At 56.3% G+C, this 18557-nt stretch carries 20 protein-coding genes and 2 pseudogenes; 13 read left to right on the forward strand and 9 right to left on the reverse strand.

Annotated elements, in window-relative coordinates; translation table 11 throughout:
• Window positions 1-72: 72 nt before the first annotated feature.
• Window positions 73-1761 (reverse strand): aspartate:alanine antiporter, encoded by a 1689-nt coding sequence (locus JNO11_RS05950; RefSeq protein ID WP_010254410.1) that lies wholly within the window; start codon window positions 1759-1761, stop codon window positions 73-75.
• A 259-nt stretch (window positions 1762-2020) separates the two neighbouring features.
• On the opposite strand from JNO11_RS05950, the pseudogene ybjM reads away from it, so the two are divergent.
• Window positions 2021-2387 (forward strand): annotated as a pseudogene (gene ybjM, locus JNO11_RS24760) (inner membrane protein YbjM).
• An 88-nt stretch (window positions 2388-2475) separates the two neighbouring features.
• Here the strand turns inward: ybjM and JNO11_RS05965 are convergent.
• Window positions 2476-2739, reverse strand: a complete 264-nt coding sequence (locus JNO11_RS05965) for a GrxA family glutaredoxin (RefSeq protein ID WP_010254413.1) — start codon at window positions 2737-2739, stop codon at window positions 2476-2478.
• A 255-nt stretch (window positions 2740-2994) separates the two neighbouring features.
• Between JNO11_RS05965 and JNO11_RS05970 the strand changes: the two genes are divergently transcribed.
• From JNO11_RS05970 to rlmC, 10 genes and pseudogenes are all read left to right on the forward strand, one after another.
• Window positions 2995-3246, forward strand: coding sequence for a DUF1418 family protein (locus tag JNO11_RS05970; RefSeq protein ID WP_010254414.1), 252 nt, complete (start codon window positions 2995-2997; stop codon window positions 3244-3246).
• A gap of 16 nt (window positions 3247-3262) precedes the next feature.
• Window positions 3263-3985 (forward strand): oxygen-insensitive NADPH nitroreductase, encoded by a 723-nt coding sequence (gene nfsA, locus JNO11_RS05975; protein ID WP_050679485.1) that lies wholly within the window; start codon window positions 3263-3265, stop codon window positions 3983-3985.
• Between the two features lie 20 nt (window positions 3986-4005).
• Window positions 4006-4908 carry a 30S ribosomal protein S6--L-glutamate ligase gene (rimK, locus tag JNO11_RS05980; protein ID WP_010254416.1) on the forward strand — a complete coding sequence of 301 codons (903 nt, stop codon included), beginning with the start codon at window positions 4006-4008 and terminating at the stop codon, window positions 4906-4908.
• 87 nt (window positions 4909-4995) lie between these two features.
• Entirely contained in the window at window positions 4996-5475 is a 480-nt protein-coding gene (locus tag JNO11_RS05985) for a YbjN domain-containing protein (RefSeq protein ID WP_022625960.1), read from the forward strand.
• A 390-nt stretch (window positions 5476-5865) separates the two neighbouring features.
• Window positions 5866-6975, forward strand: a complete 1110-nt coding sequence (gene potF / locus JNO11_RS05990; protein WP_010254418.1) for a spermidine/putrescine ABC transporter substrate-binding protein PotF — start codon at window positions 5866-5868, stop codon at window positions 6973-6975.
• Window positions 6976-7097: 122 nt separating this feature from the next.
• A complete protein-coding gene (potG, locus tag JNO11_RS05995; protein ID WP_010254420.1) occupies window positions 7098-8231 on the forward strand; it encodes a putrescine ABC transporter ATP-binding subunit PotG in 1134 nt (377 codons plus the stop codon).
• 90 nt (window positions 8232-8321) lie between these two features.
• Window positions 8322-9207: pseudogene (gene potH / locus JNO11_RS06000) on the forward strand (putrescine ABC transporter permease PotH).
• Window positions 9204-10049 carry a putrescine ABC transporter permease PotI gene (potI, locus tag JNO11_RS06005; protein ID WP_010254422.1) on the forward strand — a complete coding sequence of 282 codons (846 nt, stop codon included), beginning with the start codon at window positions 9204-9206 and terminating at the stop codon, window positions 10047-10049. The pseudogene potH and the gene potI overlap by 4 nt, the downstream one beginning before the upstream one ends.
• A 75-nt stretch (window positions 10050-10124) precedes the next feature.
• On the forward strand, window positions 10125-10592 hold the full coding sequence (locus tag JNO11_RS06010; RefSeq protein ID WP_325177068.1) for a YbjO family protein: 468 nt from the start codon (window positions 10125-10127) through the stop codon (window positions 10590-10592).
• Between the two features lie 41 nt (window positions 10593-10633).
• Entirely contained in the window at window positions 10634-11824 is a 1191-nt protein-coding gene (rlmC, locus tag JNO11_RS06015) for a 23S rRNA (uracil(747)-C(5))-methyltransferase RlmC (protein ID WP_325177069.1), read from the forward strand.
• On the opposite strand, the gene JNO11_RS06020 is transcribed toward rlmC, so the two are convergent.
• The 6 genes from JNO11_RS06020 to JNO11_RS06045 form a co-directional block, all read right to left on the reverse strand.
• A complete protein-coding gene (locus JNO11_RS06020; protein WP_010254425.1) occupies window positions 11803-12534 on the reverse strand; it encodes an arginine ABC transporter substrate-binding protein in 732 nt (243 codons plus the stop codon). The genes rlmC and JNO11_RS06020 overlap by 22 nt on opposite strands.
• A gap of 115 nt (window positions 12535-12649) precedes the next feature.
• The gene (gene artM / locus JNO11_RS06025; RefSeq protein WP_325177070.1) at window positions 12650-13318 is read right to left on the reverse strand and encodes an arginine ABC transporter permease ArtM; all 669 of its coding nucleotides are present in this window, start codon (window positions 13316-13318) and stop codon (window positions 12650-12652) included.
• The gene (gene artQ, locus JNO11_RS06030) at window positions 13318-14034 is read right to left on the reverse strand and encodes an arginine ABC transporter permease ArtQ (protein WP_010254430.1); all 717 of its coding nucleotides are present in this window, start codon (window positions 14032-14034) and stop codon (window positions 13318-13320) included. Before artQ ends, artM begins: the two co-directional genes overlap by 1 nt.
• Window positions 14035-14040: 6 nt before the next feature.
• Window positions 14041-14772, reverse strand: a complete 732-nt coding sequence (gene artJ, locus JNO11_RS06035; RefSeq protein WP_325177071.1) for an arginine ABC transporter substrate-binding protein — start codon at window positions 14770-14772, stop codon at window positions 14041-14043.
• Between the two features lie 15 nt (window positions 14773-14787).
• Window positions 14788-15516 carry an arginine ABC transporter ATP-binding protein ArtP gene (gene artP / locus JNO11_RS06040; protein WP_010254433.1) on the reverse strand — a complete coding sequence of 243 codons (729 nt, stop codon included), beginning with the start codon at window positions 15514-15516 and terminating at the stop codon, window positions 14788-14790.
• Window positions 15517-15740: 224 nt separating this feature from the next.
• On the reverse strand, window positions 15741-16280 hold the full coding sequence (locus JNO11_RS06045) for a lipoprotein (protein ID WP_010254434.1): 540 nt from the start codon (window positions 16278-16280) through the stop codon (window positions 15741-15743).
• Window positions 16281-16386: 106 nt separating this feature from the next.
• On the opposite strand from JNO11_RS06045, the gene JNO11_RS06050 reads away from it, so the two are divergent.
• Window positions 16387-16707 carry a heavy metal-binding domain-containing protein gene (locus JNO11_RS06050; RefSeq protein WP_003849304.1) on the forward strand — a complete coding sequence of 107 codons (321 nt, stop codon included), beginning with the start codon at window positions 16387-16389 and terminating at the stop codon, window positions 16705-16707.
• On the forward strand, window positions 16704-17528 hold the full coding sequence (locus JNO11_RS06055; protein ID WP_325177072.1) for an N-acetylmuramoyl-L-alanine amidase: 825 nt from the start codon (window positions 16704-16706) through the stop codon (window positions 17526-17528). The genes JNO11_RS06050 and JNO11_RS06055 overlap by 4 nt, the downstream gene beginning before the upstream one ends.
• 4 nt (window positions 17529-17532) lie before the next feature.
• On the opposite strand, the gene ltaE is transcribed toward JNO11_RS06055, so the two are convergent.
• Window positions 17533-18534 (reverse strand): low-specificity L-threonine aldolase, encoded by a 1002-nt coding sequence (gene ltaE / locus JNO11_RS06060; RefSeq protein ID WP_325177073.1) that lies wholly within the window; start codon window positions 18532-18534, stop codon window positions 17533-17535.
• Between the last annotated feature and the right edge of the window lie 23 nt (window positions 18535-18557).

An 18557-nucleotide genomic window follows, 5' to 3' on the forward strand; every position in this document is an offset into this window, starting at 1 on the left:
TTCAAAGAAAAGCAGTGGCACTTATTATGACTATCCCTTAACAATAAAGTTCTGGACGCAGGCAAAAAAATTTTATAGGGGCAATATCGGCCAGATAATCACAATCAGCGTTCCCGCCAGCGTCAGCAACACGTTGGCGATGGCATAGGTCCCGGCATAGCCCAGCGCCGGGATATTGCTGCGTGCCGTATCACTGATGATCTCCATGGCCGGTGCGCAGGTACGTGCGCCCATGATGGCGCCAAACAGCAGGGCGCGGTTCATCCGCAATACATAAGCACCAAACAGATAGCAGATGATCACCGGAATCAGGCTGACCAGCAGGCCGCACAGCAGCATCAGCGCACCGTCGCTGCTCAGGCCGTGATTAATGCCGCTACCGGCACTCAATCCCACTCCCGCCATAAACACCATCAGACCGAACTCTTTCACCATAGTGAGCGCGCCCTGCGGAATATAACCAAAGGTTGGATGGTTGGCGCGCAGGAAGCCGAGCATGATACCGGCGAACAGGAGGCCCGCGGCGTTACCAATACCAAAACTGAAATTGCTGAACTGGAAGGTGATCAGACCAATCATCAGACCCACGATAAAGAAGGCGCAGAAGGCTAAAAGATCGGTCATCTGACTGTGAATCGCGATAAAGCCAATGCGATCCGCCACGCTTTTCACTCGTCGTGCCTCGCCGCTGACCTGCAGCACATCACCTTTGTTCAGCATGATACTGTCGTCGATCGGCATCTCAATCTGACTGCGTATCACCCGGTTCAGGAAGCAGCCGTGATCGGTGAGGTTTAACTTGCTGAGGCGTTTGTTTACCGCATTGTGGTTTTTCACCACGATCTCTTCAGTGACGATGCGCATATCCAGCAGGTCGCGGTCAAAAACCTCTTTGCCGTTGCGGAAGCTGGGGTCTAGCCGGGCGTGAGCATCGGGATAGCCCACCAGCGAGATATCATCACCGAGCTGTAACACCGCATCGCCATCGGGACTGGCGAGAATACCGTTGCGGCGGATGCGCTCAATGTAGCAACCGGTCTGACGATAGATACCCAGTTCGCGCAGGTTTTTGCCGCCGCTCCATGCCACCAGTTCCGGACCGACGCGATAGGCGCGGATCACCGGCAGGAAAACTTTGCGCTGGCTGTCCGCATCCAGACCGCGTTCCCGGGCGATCTGCTGGGCGCAGGTGGGCAGATCCTGATGTTGCAGACGGGGCAGATAACGTGCGCCGAAAATCAGACTGACCAGGCCTATCAGATAGGTCACGGCATAACCGAGGCTCAGCTGATCCTGCATCAGTCCAAGCTGTTTCGGATCGCTGATGCTTTGCCGCAGGGTATCGCCCGCTCCGACCAGCACCGGCGTTGAGGTCATCGACCCCGCCAGCATGCCGGCGGTGAGGCCGATATCCCAGCCAAAGAGTTTGCCCAGTCCCAGCGCCAGCAACAGTGCGCTGACCACCATGACGATGGCGAGCATGAAATAGTTTTTGCCGTCGCGAAAGAAAATGGAAAAAAAGTTGGGACCCGCTTCGACGCCGACACAAAAAATAAACAGCATAAAGCCCAGACTCAATGCATCGGTATTGATCGTAAAGTGCTGCTGGCCTAATAAGAGCGAAACCACTAATACGCCAATCGAATTTCCCAGCTGAACCGAGCCCAGACGCAACTTACCCAGACAGAGGCCGAGCGCTAAAACGACAAACAATAACAAAATGTCATTTCCGCTTAACAATCCTGCGACGTTAATATTCACTGTTTAACTTCTTGTTTACATGTAACCTATTGAAGAGTAGCCTGTTTTTCGCTATCGTGAGCAGGCCGTTGAGGTGCTGTTGCATCAGTACTGCAAATGGAACCTTTACCGCGGCGCTATTCTAATCACAAATATCTTTCACAGCCATTGGCTGTTTTCATTCGTTGCCACAGCGAACTGTTTCTTTTTTATTTCCATCTGAACGCATCAGGGTTATCAGCAGGTTATTGTCGGGGTTACTTTTAATCAGTGGGGTGGTATGCCGCAGCGTTCTTATCTCTGGACTACCCGCCTGTGCGGCGTGGTGTTGTATAGTCTGGTGTTTGTCTTTACCTGTCATTTCTGGCAGGTCGGTCCCGGCCCGCTTCGCGGTCAGCCCGAATTACTGCTCTTTATGTTGCCCGGTATCGTGATGGCATTGGTGCAGGTGGAAAGCCCGTTAAAAAAGCACTCTGCTGATGGGGCTATGGGGAACGTTACTGGCAGCACTGCTGTTAAACAGCAGCCTGTTTATCCACAGCAATGCACTTTTTGTGGTCGCATGGAGCCTTAGCGCGCTGTTCTGGGCAGGCTGCGGGGCTTTGCTGGTGCGGTTGATGCAGATAGTGATGGCCTCACTCAATTAAACAGTGCCGGGTGACGGGTGTCAGGCAGAGCGCAAAAAGGCGAGACAGGAAAATCCTGGCTCGCCTTTTTCATTCCGGCTATCAGCGCTTACGCGGCAAATCCCAGATTCTCTTTGGTCCAGGCCGCAAACTCGGTGTAGCCACCGATATGTTTTTCGTCGACGAAAATCTGTGGCACGGTGCTGACCGGTTTACCGGCGCTCGCTTCCAGGTCGGCTTTAGTAATGCCTTCTGCGTTAATATCGACATACTGGTAGCTAAAATCATCACGTTCAGCGGTTAGTTTGTCGGCCAGTTCATGGGCACGCACACAGTAGGGACAGCCCGGACGACCAAAAATAACAGCAATCATTGAGAACTCCTTGCAGCGACTATTATGTGATGTGTATCACACAATGAAACAGAGAATGGCAACCATGATGCCCGCTCGTATCGCTTAAGGAAAGCAGGATTTGCCTGTTAGTCTGATGCCCGCACGCTATCGCTGCCCGGTCAGGAAGCCTCTGAATCAGAGGCTTTTTCGCGCCGGCAGCCCGTGTATCTCGCGCAATTTTTGGGTTGTTGACCATAATTGACGCTCAGTCAGCCGCTAAGGCAGGAGGATATCATGCAGAGTGTAGCCAGATTACCCCGGTTTGTGGTGGTGCTGGAGGCGGCTGGCGGCCTGTTAATCGTGGCCGCGCTGCTGCTGATCAACCACTGGCTTCCGCTGCCAGACAAGGCGGATGTAAAAACGCTGGCCACTGTGCTGTTTATTGCTGGCGTGGTTCTGATGCTGCCTGCTGCCTGGCTGTTAATGTGGCGCACCGCGAAAGCGATAGCACCACAGCTGTTTAATCAAACTGACAAAAAAAGATAATATTGCTGGAGACTTTATGACACCGACCATTGATCTACTGTGCAGCCATCGTTCAATCCGCGCCTTTACTGACCAGCCGGTCAGCGAAGCACAGCGTGAAGCGATTATTACTGCGGCGCAATCGGCGTCCACATCCAGTTTTTTACAGTGTTCTTCCATTATCCGTATCACCGACAAAGCCCTGCGCGACAAGCTGGTGACGCTGACGGGCGGACAGACCTGGGTCGCGGATGCGCCTGAGTTCTGGATCTTCTGCGCTGACTTTAATCGCCACCTGCAGATTTGCCCTGATGCGCAGCTGGGTCGTGCCGAGCAGTTGCTGCTGGGCTGCGTCGATACCGCGCTGATGGGTCAGAATGCCATGGTCGCAGCGGAATCGCTGGATCTGGGCGGCGTCTTTATCGGCGGAATCCGTAACAGTATCGTGGAAGTAACCGAACTGCTGGGCCTGCCGAAATTTGTTCTGCCGTTGTTTGGTTTTTGCCTGGGCCATCCGGAGTCAAAGCCGGACGTCAAACCGCGTATGCCGCATGCGATGCTGGTGCATGAGAACCGCTATCAGCCGCTGGATCCGGCGGTACTGGCCGAATACGATAGCCGCACAGAACTCTATTATCAGCAGCGCGGCAGCAACCAGCGCAGCGAAACCTGGAGTGAGCTGATCCAGCGCCTGATCATTAAAGAGACGCGTCCGTTTATGCTCGATTATCTGCATCAGCAGGGCTGGGCCACGCGTTAAGCCAGTAAGGGAGAGCAGCGATGAAGATAGCTATCCTGTCACGTGATGAGACGCTCTACTCCAGTCGGCGACTGCGTGAGGAGGCCGCCGCACGCGGCCACCAGGTTCAGATCATCGATCCGCTCTCCTGCTATATGAATATTAATCCCGCCTCACCGGCGGTTCACTACTGTGGTGAACCGCTTGGCCATTTTGATGCGGTTATCCCGCGCATCGGCAACCCTATCACTTTTTATGGCACGGCCGTGCTGCGACAGTTTGAGATGTGCGGCAGCTATCCGCTGAATGAGTCCGCCGCCATTACCCGCACCCGTGACAAATTGCGCTCGCTGCAGCTGCTGGCACGGGAAGGCATCGACATGCCGGTCACCGGCTTTGCCTCCTCACCCGATGACACCGCTGATCTGATCGCCCTTGTCGGCGGTGCGCCGCTGGTGGTCAAGCTGGTGGAAGGTACCCAGGGCATTGGCGTGGTGCTGGCGGAAACGCGGCAGGCGGCAGAAAGCGTTATCGATGCCTTTCGCGGCCTGAACGCCCATATTCTGGTGCAGGAGTTTATTAAAGAAGCGCAGGGTCGTGATGTTCGCTGTCTGGTGATTGGCAATCAGGTGGTGGCAGCGATTGAGCGGGTGGCGAAAGAGGGCGACTTTCGCTCTAATCTGCATCGCGGCGGCAAAGCTTATCCCGTCGTCATTACGCAACAGGAGCGCCAGATCGCCGTGAAAGCGGCGGCTACGCTCGGGCTGGAAGTGGCGGGCGTCGATATTCTGCGCGCCCATCGCGGCCCGCTGGTGATGGAAGTTAACGCCTCGCCCGGTCTTGAAGGCATTGAAACCAGCAGTGACCTTAACATCGCCGCCCTGATGATCGAGCGGATTGAGCAGCAGGCCATCCCCGGGCTCCGTCCTAAAACCGCTGGCTGACACGCGCTTTTCAGCGGTTTTCATGGCATCGTCGCGCATTTTTCCGTAAGCTAAGTCGCCTGTTTATCACCCCACTGGGATTTTACGATGGATTCTCTTGTCGTTCCGGATATCGACCTGCTGCGTCGCTGGCTGGATCAGCAAAATATCACCTGGTTCGAATGCGATGCCTGTCAGGCACTTCATCTGCCGCACATGCAAAACTTCGATGGGGTGTTTGACGCCAAAATCGATCTGGTCGACAACGTCATTCTGTTTTCGGCGCTGGCTGAAGTGAAGCCGACGGCGCTGATTCCACTGGTTGGCGATTTGTCGCAGATCAATGCCAGTTCGCTGACGGTGAAAGCATTTATCGACATTCAGGATGATAATCTGCCGAAACTCATTGTCTGTCAGTCAATGATTACCACCGCCGGGTTAACCTTTGGTCAGTTCTCGCACTTTATGAAACAGAGTGAAGAGCAGATCTCCATGGTGATCCTGGAAGCCTTTGCCAACAATCTGTTGATCGTGGGCGAAGAAGAAGAGCACGTTCCGGTGACCAGCGTTCATTCTGTGCTGCACTAAGCCCGACATGGTCACACACTAAGCCGTCCCTGAGACGGCTTTTTTTATGCCCGCCATCCGCTGCCGCGATAATTTTTTATTCTGCATTTTGCCCTTTAACGCCAGATATTAGTCGTGGTTTATGCCATCAAAGCCGAACCTCATAGCTCAAACATGCATAAAATATCGCTTTCAGGCGTTTTTTACGCTGGGGTCTGGTGAAGCCTCACGGGGGGGGGGCTATGCTTGCGGGGCTGTAACAGGCGCGTAACTGCGCCTCAGCTATAGGTTTTTGCTATTAAACTCCCGCTGAATAATGATTCATTGTGTCACTGACGTCTTGTACAGAACGCAATGCAGGGATCTCTGGTTTGCAGCGTTGTAATGACCCGCTCAGGAGGATGGAAAAATATGTTCAACTCACGTCAGAAATGGCTGTCAGCTGTGGTAGCTGCTGCGCTGATGGCCGCATCGGCCAGCAGCATGGCGGAAGATAAAACGCTGCACGTCTACAACTGGTCCGATTATATTTCGCCAGATACCGTGCCGAACTTTGAAAAGCAGTCCGGCATCAAAGTGGTCTACGATGTGTTTGACTCTAACGAAGTCCTGGAAGGCAAACTGATGGCGGGCAGCACCGGCTATGATGTGGTGGTGCCATCCTCCAGCTTCCTGGCGCGTCAGCTGCAGTCCGGGGTATTCCAGCCGCTGGATAAGAGCAAACTGCCTAACTACAAAAACCTCGATCCGGCGCTGATGGAAAAAGTGGCGCAGCACGATCCGGGTAATAAATATGCCATTCCCTATCTGTGGGGCACTACCGGTATCGGCTACAACGTCGACAAGGTCAAGGCCGCACTGGGCGCCGATGCGCCGGTCAACAGCTGGGATCTGGTGCTGAAGCCGGAAAACCTGGAGAAGCTGAAAAGCTGCGGCGTCTCCTTCCTGGATGCGCCAGAAGAGATTTTCGCCACGGTGCTCAACTACCTGGGCAAAGATCCCAATACCTCTGATGCCAAAGAGTATTCCGGCGCGGCCACTGACCTGCTGCTGAAACTGCGTCCGAATATCCGCTACTTCCATTCATCGCAGTACATCAACGATCTGGCCAACGGTAATATCTGCGTCGCCATTGGCTGGTCGGGCGATATTCTGCAGGCGAAAAACCGTGCTGATGCGGCGAAAAATGGCGTGCATCTGGGCTACAGCGTACCGAAAGAGGGCGCACTGGCCTTCTTCGATATGATGGCGATCCCGAAAGATGCGAAAAACCTCGATGGTGCTTACGCCTGGCTGAACTACATCATGGATCCGAAAGTGATCGCCGATGTCTCCAACAAAATGAACTACGCCAACGGCAACAAAGCGTCGCTGCCGTTGATCAATGCCGACGTCCGCAACAACCCGGGTATCTTCCCGACGCCAGAAGCGATGTCGAAATTGTTTGTGCTGAAAGTCCAGGATCCTAAACTGGATCGTGTGCGTACGCGCGCATGGACTAAAGTAAAAAGTGGTAAGTAATTCGTCCTTAACGGATTGACCTGTCATGTATCAGCAACAGAGGCGCGGTGTCGGCCTCTGTTGTGCCATTTTTAGCGGCAAATTTTGTCGCCATGTTCCGCCTGGCTCCGGAGAGAACCTTTGTGAACGATGCCATTCCCCGTCCTCAAAATAAAACCGCAAAGGCGTTAACGCCACTGCTGGAAATTCGCAATCTGACCAAATCCTTTGACGGGCAACACGCCGTGGATGATGTCAGCCTGACTATTTATAAAGGTGAGATCTTTGCCCTGCTGGGCGCATCGGGCTGTGGTAAATCAACGCTGCTGCGCATGCTGGCCGGTTTTGAGCCGCCAACCAGCGGGCAGATTGTGCTGGATGGCCAGGATCTGTCCCACGTTGCTCCCTATCAGCGCCCGATCAACATGATGTTCCAGTCCTACGCGCTGTTTCCCCACATGACGGTGGAGCAGAATATCGCCTTTGGTCTGAAACAGGATCGGCTGCCGAAAGGAGAGATCACCAGCCGGGTAGCAGAGATGCTGGCGCTGGTGCATATGCAGGAGTTTGCTAAACGCAAACCGCACCAGCTCTCCGGTGGTCAGCGTCAGCGTGTGGCGCTGGCCCGCAGCCTGGCGAAACGGCCAAAACTGCTGCTGCTGGATGAGCCGATGGGGGCACTGGACAAGAAGCTGCGCGACAGAATGCAGCTGGAAGTGGTCGATATTCTGGAGCGTGTTGGCGCTACCTGCGTGATGGTGACGCACGATCAGGAAGAGGCGATGACCATGGCGGGCCGTATCGCGATTATGAATCGCGGCAAGTTCGTGCAGATTGGTGAACCGGAGGAGATCTACGAGCATCCTACCAGCCGCTACAGCGCGGAATTTATCGGTTCGGTTAACGTCTTCGAAGGCTTACTGCGTGAACGTCAGGCGGATGGCCTGGTGATCGACAGTCCCGGCCTGATGCATCCGCTGAAAGTCGACTCCGATGTCTCGGTGGTGGATAACGTTCCGGTCCATGTCGCACTGCGCCCGGAAAAAGTGATGTTGTGCGATGAGGTGCCTGCCGATGGCTGTAACTTTGCGGTGGGTGAAGTGGTCCACATCGCCTATCTCGGCGACCTCTCTATCTTCCATGTCCGTCTGCACAGCGGACAGATGATCAGCGCACAGTTGCAAAACGCGCATCGCTACCGCAAAGGGTTGCCGACCTGGGGTGATGAAGTCCGCCTCTGCTGGGAATGCGACAGCTGCGTGGTGTTGACGGTTTAAGGAGCGGCTATGAGCCAGATTTTCCAACGCGCTAAAGCGCCTGCCCGACTGGTCGGCACGCCGCTGCAACGCTGGGCCACGCGGATAAAAATGCAGCATGGCCGCAAGCTGGTGATCGCCTTGCCTTATGTCTGGCTGGTGCTGTTGTTTCTGCTGCCGTTTCTGACGGTGCTGAAGATCAGCTTCGCGGACATTGCGCGTGCGATTCCCCCCCTACACCGAGCTGGTGAGCTGGGCTGATGACCAGTTCAGCATTGTGCTCAATTTCGGCAACTACCTGACGCTGACCGACGATCCGCTCTACGTCGATGCCTATCTGCAATCGCTGAAAGTGGCGGCGATCTCCACGGTGATCTGTCTGCTGATTGGCTACCCGCTCGCGTGGGCCGTGGCGCACAGCAAGCCATCCATGCGCACCATTCTGCTGCTGCTGGTGATCCTGCCGTCATGGACCTCATTTCTGGTCCGCGTCTACGCCTGGATGGGGCTGCTTAACAACAACGGTATTCTGAACCGGTTCCTGCTGTGGCTGGGGGGTGATCGATCATCCGCTGGTGATCCTCTACACCAATACAGCGGTCTATATCGGTATCGTCTACTGCTATCTGCCGTTTATGGTGCTGCCAATCTACACCGCGCTGACCCGCATTGATTACTCGCTGGTGGAAGCCTCACTGGACTTGGGTGCGCGTCCGCTGAAGACCTTTTTCAGCGTAATTGTCCCGCTGACCAAAGGGGGGCATTATCGCCGGATCGATGCTGGTGTTTATCCCGGCGGTGGGGGGAGTACGTGATCCCTGAACTGCTGGGTGGCCCGGACAGCATCATGATTGGCCGTATCCTGTGGCAGGAGTTCTTTAACAACCGCGACTGGCCGGTGGCCTCCGCGCTGGCGGTTATCATTCTGTTGATCCTGATTCTGCCGATCATCTGGTTCCATAAGCATCAAAACCGTGAAATGGGAGAGAAGGCATGAATAATTTGCCAACCATTCGCTCACCCTGGCGTACCGGTATTCTGGTCTGCTGCTTCCTGTTCCTCTATGCGCCGATGCTGTTGCTGGTGGTTTACTCCTTCAACAGCTCACCGCTGGTGACGGTGTGGGAGAGCTTCTCGTTCCACTGGTACAGGGTGCTCTTCCAGGACAGCGCGATGATTGACGCCGTTCTGCTGAGTCTGAGCATTGCCGGTCTCTCCGCCACCATGGCGGTGGTGCTGGGCACGCTGGCGGCGGTGATTATCGTGCGCTTTGGTCGCTTCCGCGGCCACAACGGTTTTGCCTTCATGCTGACCGCGCCGCTGGTGATGCCCGACGTCATCACCGGACTGTCGCTGCTGCTGCTGTTTGTGGCAATGGGCAACGCCTTTGGCTGGCCGAGCGAACGCGGCATGCTGACCATCTGGCTGGCCCACGTCACCTTCTGTACCGCCTATGTGGCCGTGGTGATTAACTCGCGTCTGCGTGAGCTGGACCGCTCCATCGAAGAGGCGGCGATGGATTTAGGCGCAACGCCGCTGAAGGTCTTTTTTGTGATTACCGTGCCCATGATTGCACCGGCTATTGTGACCGGCTGGCTGCTGGCGTTTACCCTGTCACTCGACGATCTGGTGATTGCCAGCTTTGTGACCGGGCCGGGTGCCACCACATTGCCGATGGCGATCTTCGCCACCGTGCGACGCGGCGTTAACCCGGAAATCAATGCGCTGGCTTCATTGATCCTGTTTGTGGTCGGTTTAGTGGGTTTTATCGCCTGGCGGGTGATGGCACACGAAGAAAAACAACGTTTAAGCGATATTCAGAAAGCTAAACGTGGCTGAAATCCGTAACCTTTGCCACTATATGAACGGGCCGGTCTGACCGGCCCGTTTTTCGATCAGGTGGAGTCACGGACTATGTCAGAAATCTTCAAAAGCAGTGCCACGCTTTCAATCGCGCCGGTTCCGGTGACGGTTGCGGGCATTGCTATTATTGCGACCCGCTGCCTGAGCGTCCTGATGCTGGCAAACGAGCTGGGTTACAGTGAACTCGCCAATTTTGTTCACCGCAGCGCCCAGTCCTGGGACGCGACACTCATCTTTGTCGCCAGCCAGCTGATCTTCCTGTTCGAACTGCGCTGCGCCTTTACCCTGATGCGCGGCAGTAACCGTGGACGCTGGGGCTATGTGGCGACGCAGGTGATTGTGCTCAGCTATATGCTGGTCGCCTCGCTGGGCTGGATCTACCCCGAGATTTTCAGCATTGATGGCGAAAACAACGTCCAGATTGTCCACCATACCCTGTCGCAGAAAATCCCCGATCTGCTGGTGCTCCTGCTGCTGTTTCTGCCTGCCAGCAGCCGCGCTTTTTTCAGGAAGCGATGATACAATCGCGCTCCGCCCGACCCCATCGTTAAGGCTTTACCATGCACTGCGCGCTTTATGACGCTAACCGCTGCCGCTCCTGTCAGTGGCTGGAAAAACCCTATCCCACTCAGCTGAACGACAAACAGTCGCTGCTGGAACAGTTACTGGCTGAGCAGCCGGTCGCTGCCTGGTTGCCGCCGATCGCATCACCGCAGCAGGCATTTCGTAATAAAGCCAAAATGGTGGTGAGTGGCAGCGTCGAGCGTCCGGTGCTGGGATTAATCCATCGTGATGGTGAAGCTGTGGATCTGTGCGATTGTCCGCTCTATCCCGCCAGCTTCCAGCCGGTTTTTGCTGCACTTAAGCCCTTTATCGCCCGTGCCGGACTGACGCCCTATAACGTGGCGCGCAAACGCGGCGAACTCAAATTCCTGCTGATAACCGAAAGCCAGCAGGGCGGCGTGATGCTGCGCTTTGTCCTGCGTTCAACCGCGAAACTGGAACAGCTGCGCGCCGCATTGCCGTGGCTGCAACAGCAACTGCCGCAGCTGGCGGTGATCTCTGCCAATATTCAGCCGGTGCATATGGCGATTCTGGAGGGGGAAGAGGAGATTGCGCTGACGCCCGCGCAGTCGCTGGCAGAGAACTTCAACGGCGTGCCGCTGTGGATCCGCCCGCAAAGCTTCTTCCAGACCAACCCGCAGGTTGCCAGCGCACTCTATGCCACCGCGCGCGACTGGGTCAGGGCGCTGCCGGTCAACAGCATGTGGGATCTCTTCTGCGGCGTGGGCGGTTTTGGTCTGCACTGCGCGACAGCGGAGATGGAACTGACGGGCATTGAGATCAGCGCCGAGGCGATAAAATGCGCCCAACGTTCCGCTGAGATGCTGGGGCTGGAAAAAGTGCAGTTTGCGGCGCTGGATTCTACGGCGTTTGCGACCGGACGCGATGCGGTGCCGCAGCTGGTGCTGGTTAATCCACCGCGTCGTGGGATTGGTGAGGCGCTGTGTAACTATCTCAGCCAGATGGCTCCGGATTATCTGCTCTATTCAAGCTGCAATCCGCAGACCATGGCGCAGGATATTGCCCGACTGAGCGCCTATGAGGTGACGAAGGTGCAACTGTTCGATATGTTTCCCCACACCGCCCATTTTGAAGTGCTGACGCTGTTAACCCGCCGTCAGCACGAGTCCGGGAAAGCATCGGCAGAGGCTGCCTCAGCCGGTAATTACTCCGGGAACCACTTCTGATTAAGCTGCTGCCAGCTGCCGTTGGCTTTCAGTTCGTTCAGCGCCTGATTAAACTGATCGCGAAGCGCCGTATTGCCTTTGCGTACGGCAATGCCGAGACCGGTGCCAAAGTAGTCCGCATCCGTAACATGTTCACCGACAGTGGCGAGATCCGCATTGGTCTTCAGCCACTGATTCACCACCGCGCTGTCGCCAAACACGCCATCCAGCCGGCCACTTTTCATATCCAGAATCGCATTCTGATAGCTGTCATAGGCTACCACTTTCACTTCCGGATGCTTATCCTGCAGGTACTTCTGGTGAGTGGTGCCGTTTTCCACGCCGATGCGTTTGCCCTTAAGCTCAGCAAAGCTGCTGAACTGGCCTTTACGGGCGATCACGATGGCGGAGTTAGCGTAATAAGGCTGGGTAAAATCGACCTGCTTGCTGCGCTCAGTGGTGATATCCATGCCGGAAATCACTGCGTCATAGCGGCGGAACTTCAGTGACGGGATCAGGCTGTCGAAGGCATTGTTGGTAAAGGTACACTCCGCTTTCATCTGCTGGCACAGCGCTTTGGCCAGATCGATATCGAATCCCACCAGGTTATTTTCCCGATCCAGGGATTCAAACGGCGGGTAGGTCGCTGAGGCGGCGAAGCGAATCTTTTCCGCTGCCTGGGCGGTAAGTGCCAGTGAAGCCAGCGCAGCGGCAACAATCCATTTTTTCATTTTATGATTCCTGTGATGTGGTCAGCCAGAGAAGGCGATACCCTGCCATAAAATGCATTTTTATGCAATTAGTGTGATTTTTCAGGCGAAAAGGGCGAGGGGCCTCGCCCGGATATCAGTTACGTCGTTCGAAGGCCAGGGCGCGCTTTTCGATCAGCCGCATCATCAGCGTCAGCAAACCGTTAACGCAGAGATAAACCAGACCCGCCGCGGCATAGACTGTGATGTCGTAGGTGCGGCCATAGAGCAACTGGCCGTGTCCCATGACTTCCATCAGGGTGATGGTGTAGGCCAGCGAGGTGCCTTTGAACACCAGCACCACTTCATTGGAGTAGGAGGAGAGGGCGCGTTTAAATGCATATGGCAGCAGAATGCGCAGCGTATCTTTGCGGCTCATGCCGAGCGCGGCACACGATTGCCACTGTCCGGAAGGAATCGCACGCACCGCACCGTAAAACAGCTGCGTGGTGTAAGCCGCGCTGTTCAGCGACAGCGCCAGCATCGCGCACAGCCAGGGCTGCGACAGTAAATGCCACAGCCAGGGGATCTGCTGGATCGAGGGAAACTGTCCCGGACCGTAATAGATCAGGAAGATCTGCACCAGCAGCGGTGTGCCGGTAAACAGTGTAATAAAGCCTTTGACCAGCGGGTTGAACACCGGCGTTTTCAGCGACAGCATCACGGTGAAGAGCAGCGCCAGCAGCAGGGCCACGACCAGCGAGGCTGCCGTCAGCGTCAGGCTGGTATGCAACCCTTTCAGGAGTTCAGGCAGATAGGCCAGCATTAGCTGTTCCCCCGTTCAAAGCGGGTGGTGCGCAGTTCGATGCGGCGTAACACCGCCTGGCTGAACAGCGTGATCACTAAGTAGATAGCGGCCGCCACCAGGAACCAGGTAAACGGCTCCTGCGTGCGGGTGGCGATACTTTTGGTTTGCAGCATCAGATCGTTGACGCTAATCAGCGAGACCAGCGCGGTATCTTTCAGCAGCACCAGCCACTGATTGCCCAGACCGGGCAGGGCGTGACGCCACATCTGCGGCATAATCAGCCGGAGAAAGATGGCCGATTTTTTCATGCCCAGCGCCTGACCCGACTCCCACTGACCCATCGGCACCGCTTTCAGCGCGCCGCGCAGCGTCTGCGAGGCGTAGGCGGCATAGAGCATCGCCAGCGCTATCACACCGCACAGGAACGGACTGACGTCGAAGTTTTCAATTTCAACCTGAATCGGTAACTGAAACAGGCCGAAATTCAGGGTGAAGCCGTCAGAGAGGGTGAGCAGCAGCTGTGAGGCGCCAAAATAGATAAACAGCACCACCAGAATTTCCGGCAGGCCGCGGATCAGCGTCACCAGGCCGGTGCCAATCCACGCCAGCGGTTTCAGGCGCAGTGACTCCCAGCCAGCGAAAATCATCGCCAGCACCAGGCCAGCGATGAGAGCACAAACAGCAAGGCCGACGGTCATGCCGGCGGCGCTTGCGAGGGTCATCATTTCATTCATCAGAGATTACTGCTGGAACCATTTGCTGTAGATGGTTTTGTACGTGCCGTCTGCTTTGATCTTATCCAGCGCGCCATTGAATCTGGTCTGCAGATCGGTGTTACCGGTACGTACCGCAATGCCCAGGCCGGTACCAAAGTAGGCTTTGTCCGTGACTTTCTCACCAACGGCAGCCAGCGCGGCATTTTGCTTCAGCCATTCGTTGACGACTGCGGTGTCACCGAACACAGCATCAATACGGCCATTTTTCAGATCCAGCACCGCATTCTGATAGCTGTCGTAAGGAACGGTGGTGATTTCGTTGTGTTTCTCAGTCAGGTATTTCTGATGGGTGGTGCCGTTCTGGACGCCAACCCGCTTGCCTTTCAGCGCTTCCACGCTGGCGACTTTGCCTTTCTGGGCAACAAACAGCGCGGAGTTGTCGTAGTAAGGCTTGGTGAACAGGACCTGTTTTTCACGATCTGGCGTGATATCCATGCCCGCCATCACCGCATCAAAACGACGGAATTTCAGGCTTGGGATCAGGCTGTCGAACGCCTGATTGGTGAAGGTGCAGGTCGCGTCAATCTCTTTACACAGCGCATTGGCCAGATCGACATCAAAGCCCTGAATCTTGTTGTCCGCATCCACAAACTCAAAAGGAGGATAAGAGGCTTCGGTCGCAAAACGAATCGTCTGTGCCGCCGTAGCGCTCAGGCTAAAACCAGCAAGCAGTGCAGCAAGTACCATTTTTTTCATTTTTAGCATCCTGACTTAGTGCGAAAGATAGTGAGCAAACGCCTCGGTTTGCGGCTGTGTAAAGCGGCTGGCATCGCCCTGTTCCACAATGTGACCGTTCTCCATATAGACGACGCGGCTGGCCGTTTTACGTGCCACCTCCACTTCATGGGTCACAATCACCTGGGTAATGCGGGTCTGGGCCAGTTCGCGAATGATACTGACAATCTGTGCGGTAATTTCAGGGTCCAGCGCGGCTGTCGGCTCATCGAACAGCAGCACCTGCGGCTCCATCATCAGCGCGCGGGCAATTGCCACACGCTGCTGCTGACCACCGGAGAGATGCAGCGGAAAGCGATCGCTGTAGGGCGTCAGGCGCAGCCGGTCAAGCAGCTTGTCGGCGCGGGCGCGGGCGTCACTTTTGCTGAGACCCAGTACCCGGCAGGGCGCTTCAATCAGATTCTGCAGCACGGTAAGATGCGGCCAGAGATTGTACTGCTGAAACACCATACCGACGTTCTGACGCAGTTCGCGAATCGCAGCATCGGAGGGTTTCTGGCTGAAGTCGAACTGATTACCGGCAATCTGCAACTGACCTGAACGCGGTTGCTCCAGCAAGTTAAGCACCCGCAGCAGCGAACTCTTACCCGCACCGCTGGGACCCAGCAGTACCAGGGTCTCGCCTTGCGGACACTCAAGGTTAATGTCGAACAGCGCCTGATGAGCACCGTAGAAGCAGTTTATTGCGTTTAGTTGAATACTCATGCGCCAGATTTGAATAGCTATTAGTGTCGCGGATTTTAACGTCACCAGAATAGTTATGCAAATAAGGTGGGTTAAAATTTGTAAAACAGCAGGCTAACCGCAAAAGCTTAGCACAATATCATGCGCTGCCTGGGGGCAGCGCGCTGCAGCGGGACGGGCGGCGGAAATAAAAAAAGCGCAGCGCCCGGAGGCGACTGCGCTTCTCTGAACGGTTAAGCCTGAGGTTATTTTTTCGATTTCTCAAGCATCTGGCTCAGGCTGCCACCCTCTGCATGCGCAGGGTTGGCCATGTAGCGCACATCATCCACCACCCAGCAACTGCCCTGATGGATCATCAGCACTTCATCCTGCCACTGCTTGCCGTCGCGGCTCAGATCGACCCGCAGCGGGATGTTGCGCGCATCGCGGTTCGGAATGGTGGAAGCATCAGCGACGCTGGCGGCGGTCGGACCCTGTGACAGGCTGGAGAAGAGATCGCCATTGCGCCACTGTGCGCCTGCATTGCTGCCGCTGGCCGCCTGCAATGAGTGGTACAGCGCATCACTCAGATAAGGGCGATATTTTGCCAGGGTGTTGCTGTCGGGCAGACCCTGCGTAGGCTGTTCGATACGCAGGTCGTAAAACTGCTGGGCCACCTGGTCAGGACCGCCTTCAATGCACGGTGCGGTACGAGGGCCATTATCCTTAATCACTGGCTCAACGGTGGTACAGGCGCTGAGCAGCAGGGCCGCCGGGATCATTAGCGCAAACGCGTTGTTTCTCATCTCGATTTCCTTATGGTTCTCTGGCAAGGTGCCCTTTTTAGCATAGAGTATAGCCGTGCTTTTTAGTCGAAAGAGCCTTAGCCCGGTTTTCAACAAGGAGAATGCGATGAAATTTTCAACAACCCCCACGCTGGAAGGTCACAGCATCAGCGAATATTGTGGCGTCGTCACCGGTGAAGCGATTCTGGGTGCCAACATCTTCCGTGACTTTTTCGCTGGCATCCGTGATGTGGTCGGTGGCCGCTCCGGTGCTTACGAGAAAGAGCTGCGTAAAGCGCGAGAGATCGCGTTTGAAGAGCTGGAGGAGCAGGCAAAAGCGCTGGGCGCCAACGCAGTGGTCGGTATCGATATTGACTACGAAACGGTCGGCAAAGATGGCAGCATGCTGATGGTGAGCGTCAGCGGCACGGCGGTGATCATTCGTTGAAACGGTGGCTGTGGCTGATACTGGCGCTGCTGCTGGCGGGCTGCCAGTCCGGGATAGAATCCCGTGACGGCTACTGGGCCGATCTGCGGCATCCGGCGCAGGGCGCGCGACCGAGGGTGAAGGTGATTGTGATCCACTACACCGCCGAAGATTTTTCTTCGTCGCTGGCGACCCTGACCGATCGGGAAGTCAGCGCCCACTATCTGATCCCCCGCCAGCCGCCACAGCGCGCCGGGAAAGGTGTTATCTGGCAACTGGTGCCGGAGCAGCAGCTCGCCTGGCATGCCGGTCCAAGCTTCTGGCGCGGAGCCAGCCGCATCAATGACACATCGATTGGTATCGAACTGGTAAACCAGGGTTATCGCCGGACCCTGACCGGTCTTGAATGGCAGCCGTTTACCGCTGCGCAGATCACCACGCTGGAGGCGCTGCTGCGCGATATTGCACAGCGCTACGGCATCACACCGGAAAATATTGTCGGTCACAGTGATATCGCGCCGCAGCGTAAGCAGGATCCAGGCCCACTCTTTCCGTGGCATCAGCTGGCCCAGCGCGGAATGGGTGCCTGGCCCGAAGCCGGACGAGTGCAGTTTCATTTAGCGGGTCAGGATCCGCACGCGGTGGTGCCCGTGGAGCCACTACTGGAAAGTTTGCAGCGCTATGGCTATCCGGTGACGGCAGAGATGAGCGCGCGTGAACAGCAGAGGGTGATCGCCGCGTTTCAGATGCATTTCCGGCCTGCGGATTATCGCGGGCAGCCCGATGCAGAAACCGCCGCGATAGCCGCCGCGCTACTGGATAAATATGGCGCGGCGCAATAGCGGATTATTGGTGTAAAAACGCCTTCCAGTGGGCGACGACCTGCGCCAGTGCCGCACGATCAGCATCCAGATGGGTGACCAGACGGGTGCGGGTTCCTGCGCTGATTAACACCCCGCGCGCCTTCATCCACTCACCTAATGGTTTGACCTGGGCTTCCGGCACCGCCACAAACAGCATGTTGGTCTGCTGATCGATGACCTGAACGCCCAGCTCATGCAACTGCTGTCCCAGCCAGGCGGCATTGTCATGATCCTCCTGCAGCCGCGCCACATTGTGTTCTAACGCATAGAGACCCGCCGCGGCCAGAATACCGGCCTGGCGCATGCCGCCGCCGGTCATTTTACGCCAGCGACGTGCGCGCTCAATCAGCGCCGTGTCGCCACACAGCAGAGAACCGACAGGCGTGCCCAGACCTTTAGAGAGACAGATGGTCAGGGTGTCGCAGTAGCGGGCAATCGCCGCCAGCATGGTCTGCTGCGCGACTACCGCATTGAAAATGCGTGCGCCATCAATGTGCAGCGCCAGCTGGTGCTCGCGGGTAAAGGTCCACGCCTGTTCCAGATACGCCAGCGGCAAAACTTTACCGTGATGCGTGTTCTCCAGACTCAGCAGGCGGGTGCGGGCAAAGTGAATGTCGTCCGGCTTGATGGCGGCCGCTACTACGTCGAGCGGCAGCGTACCATCGTCGGCGGCCAGAATCGGCTGTGGCTGAATACTACCCAGCACCGCCGCGCCGCCCGCCTCATATTTGTAGTTGTGCGCCTGCTGACCCACGATATATTCATCGCCGCGTTCGCAATGGCTGAGTAGCGCCACCAGATTCGCCTGGGTGCCGGTCGGGAAAAACAGCGCCGCTGCTTTGCCGCTCAGCCTTGCGGCTTCCGCCTCCAGAGCATTTACGGTGGGGTCGTCACGGTATACGTCATCACCGGTTTCGGCAGACATCATCGCGCTTAACATGGCGGCGCTGGGCCGGGTTACGGTATCACTGCGTAAATCGATCACCCTATGCTCCTGAACGTGGCGGA

Source organism: Pantoea sp. 1B4 (assembly GCF_016925765.1).
In the GTDB taxonomy this organism is placed as follows: Bacteria; Pseudomonadota; Gammaproteobacteria; order Enterobacterales; family Enterobacteriaceae; genus Pantoea; species Pantoea agglomerans.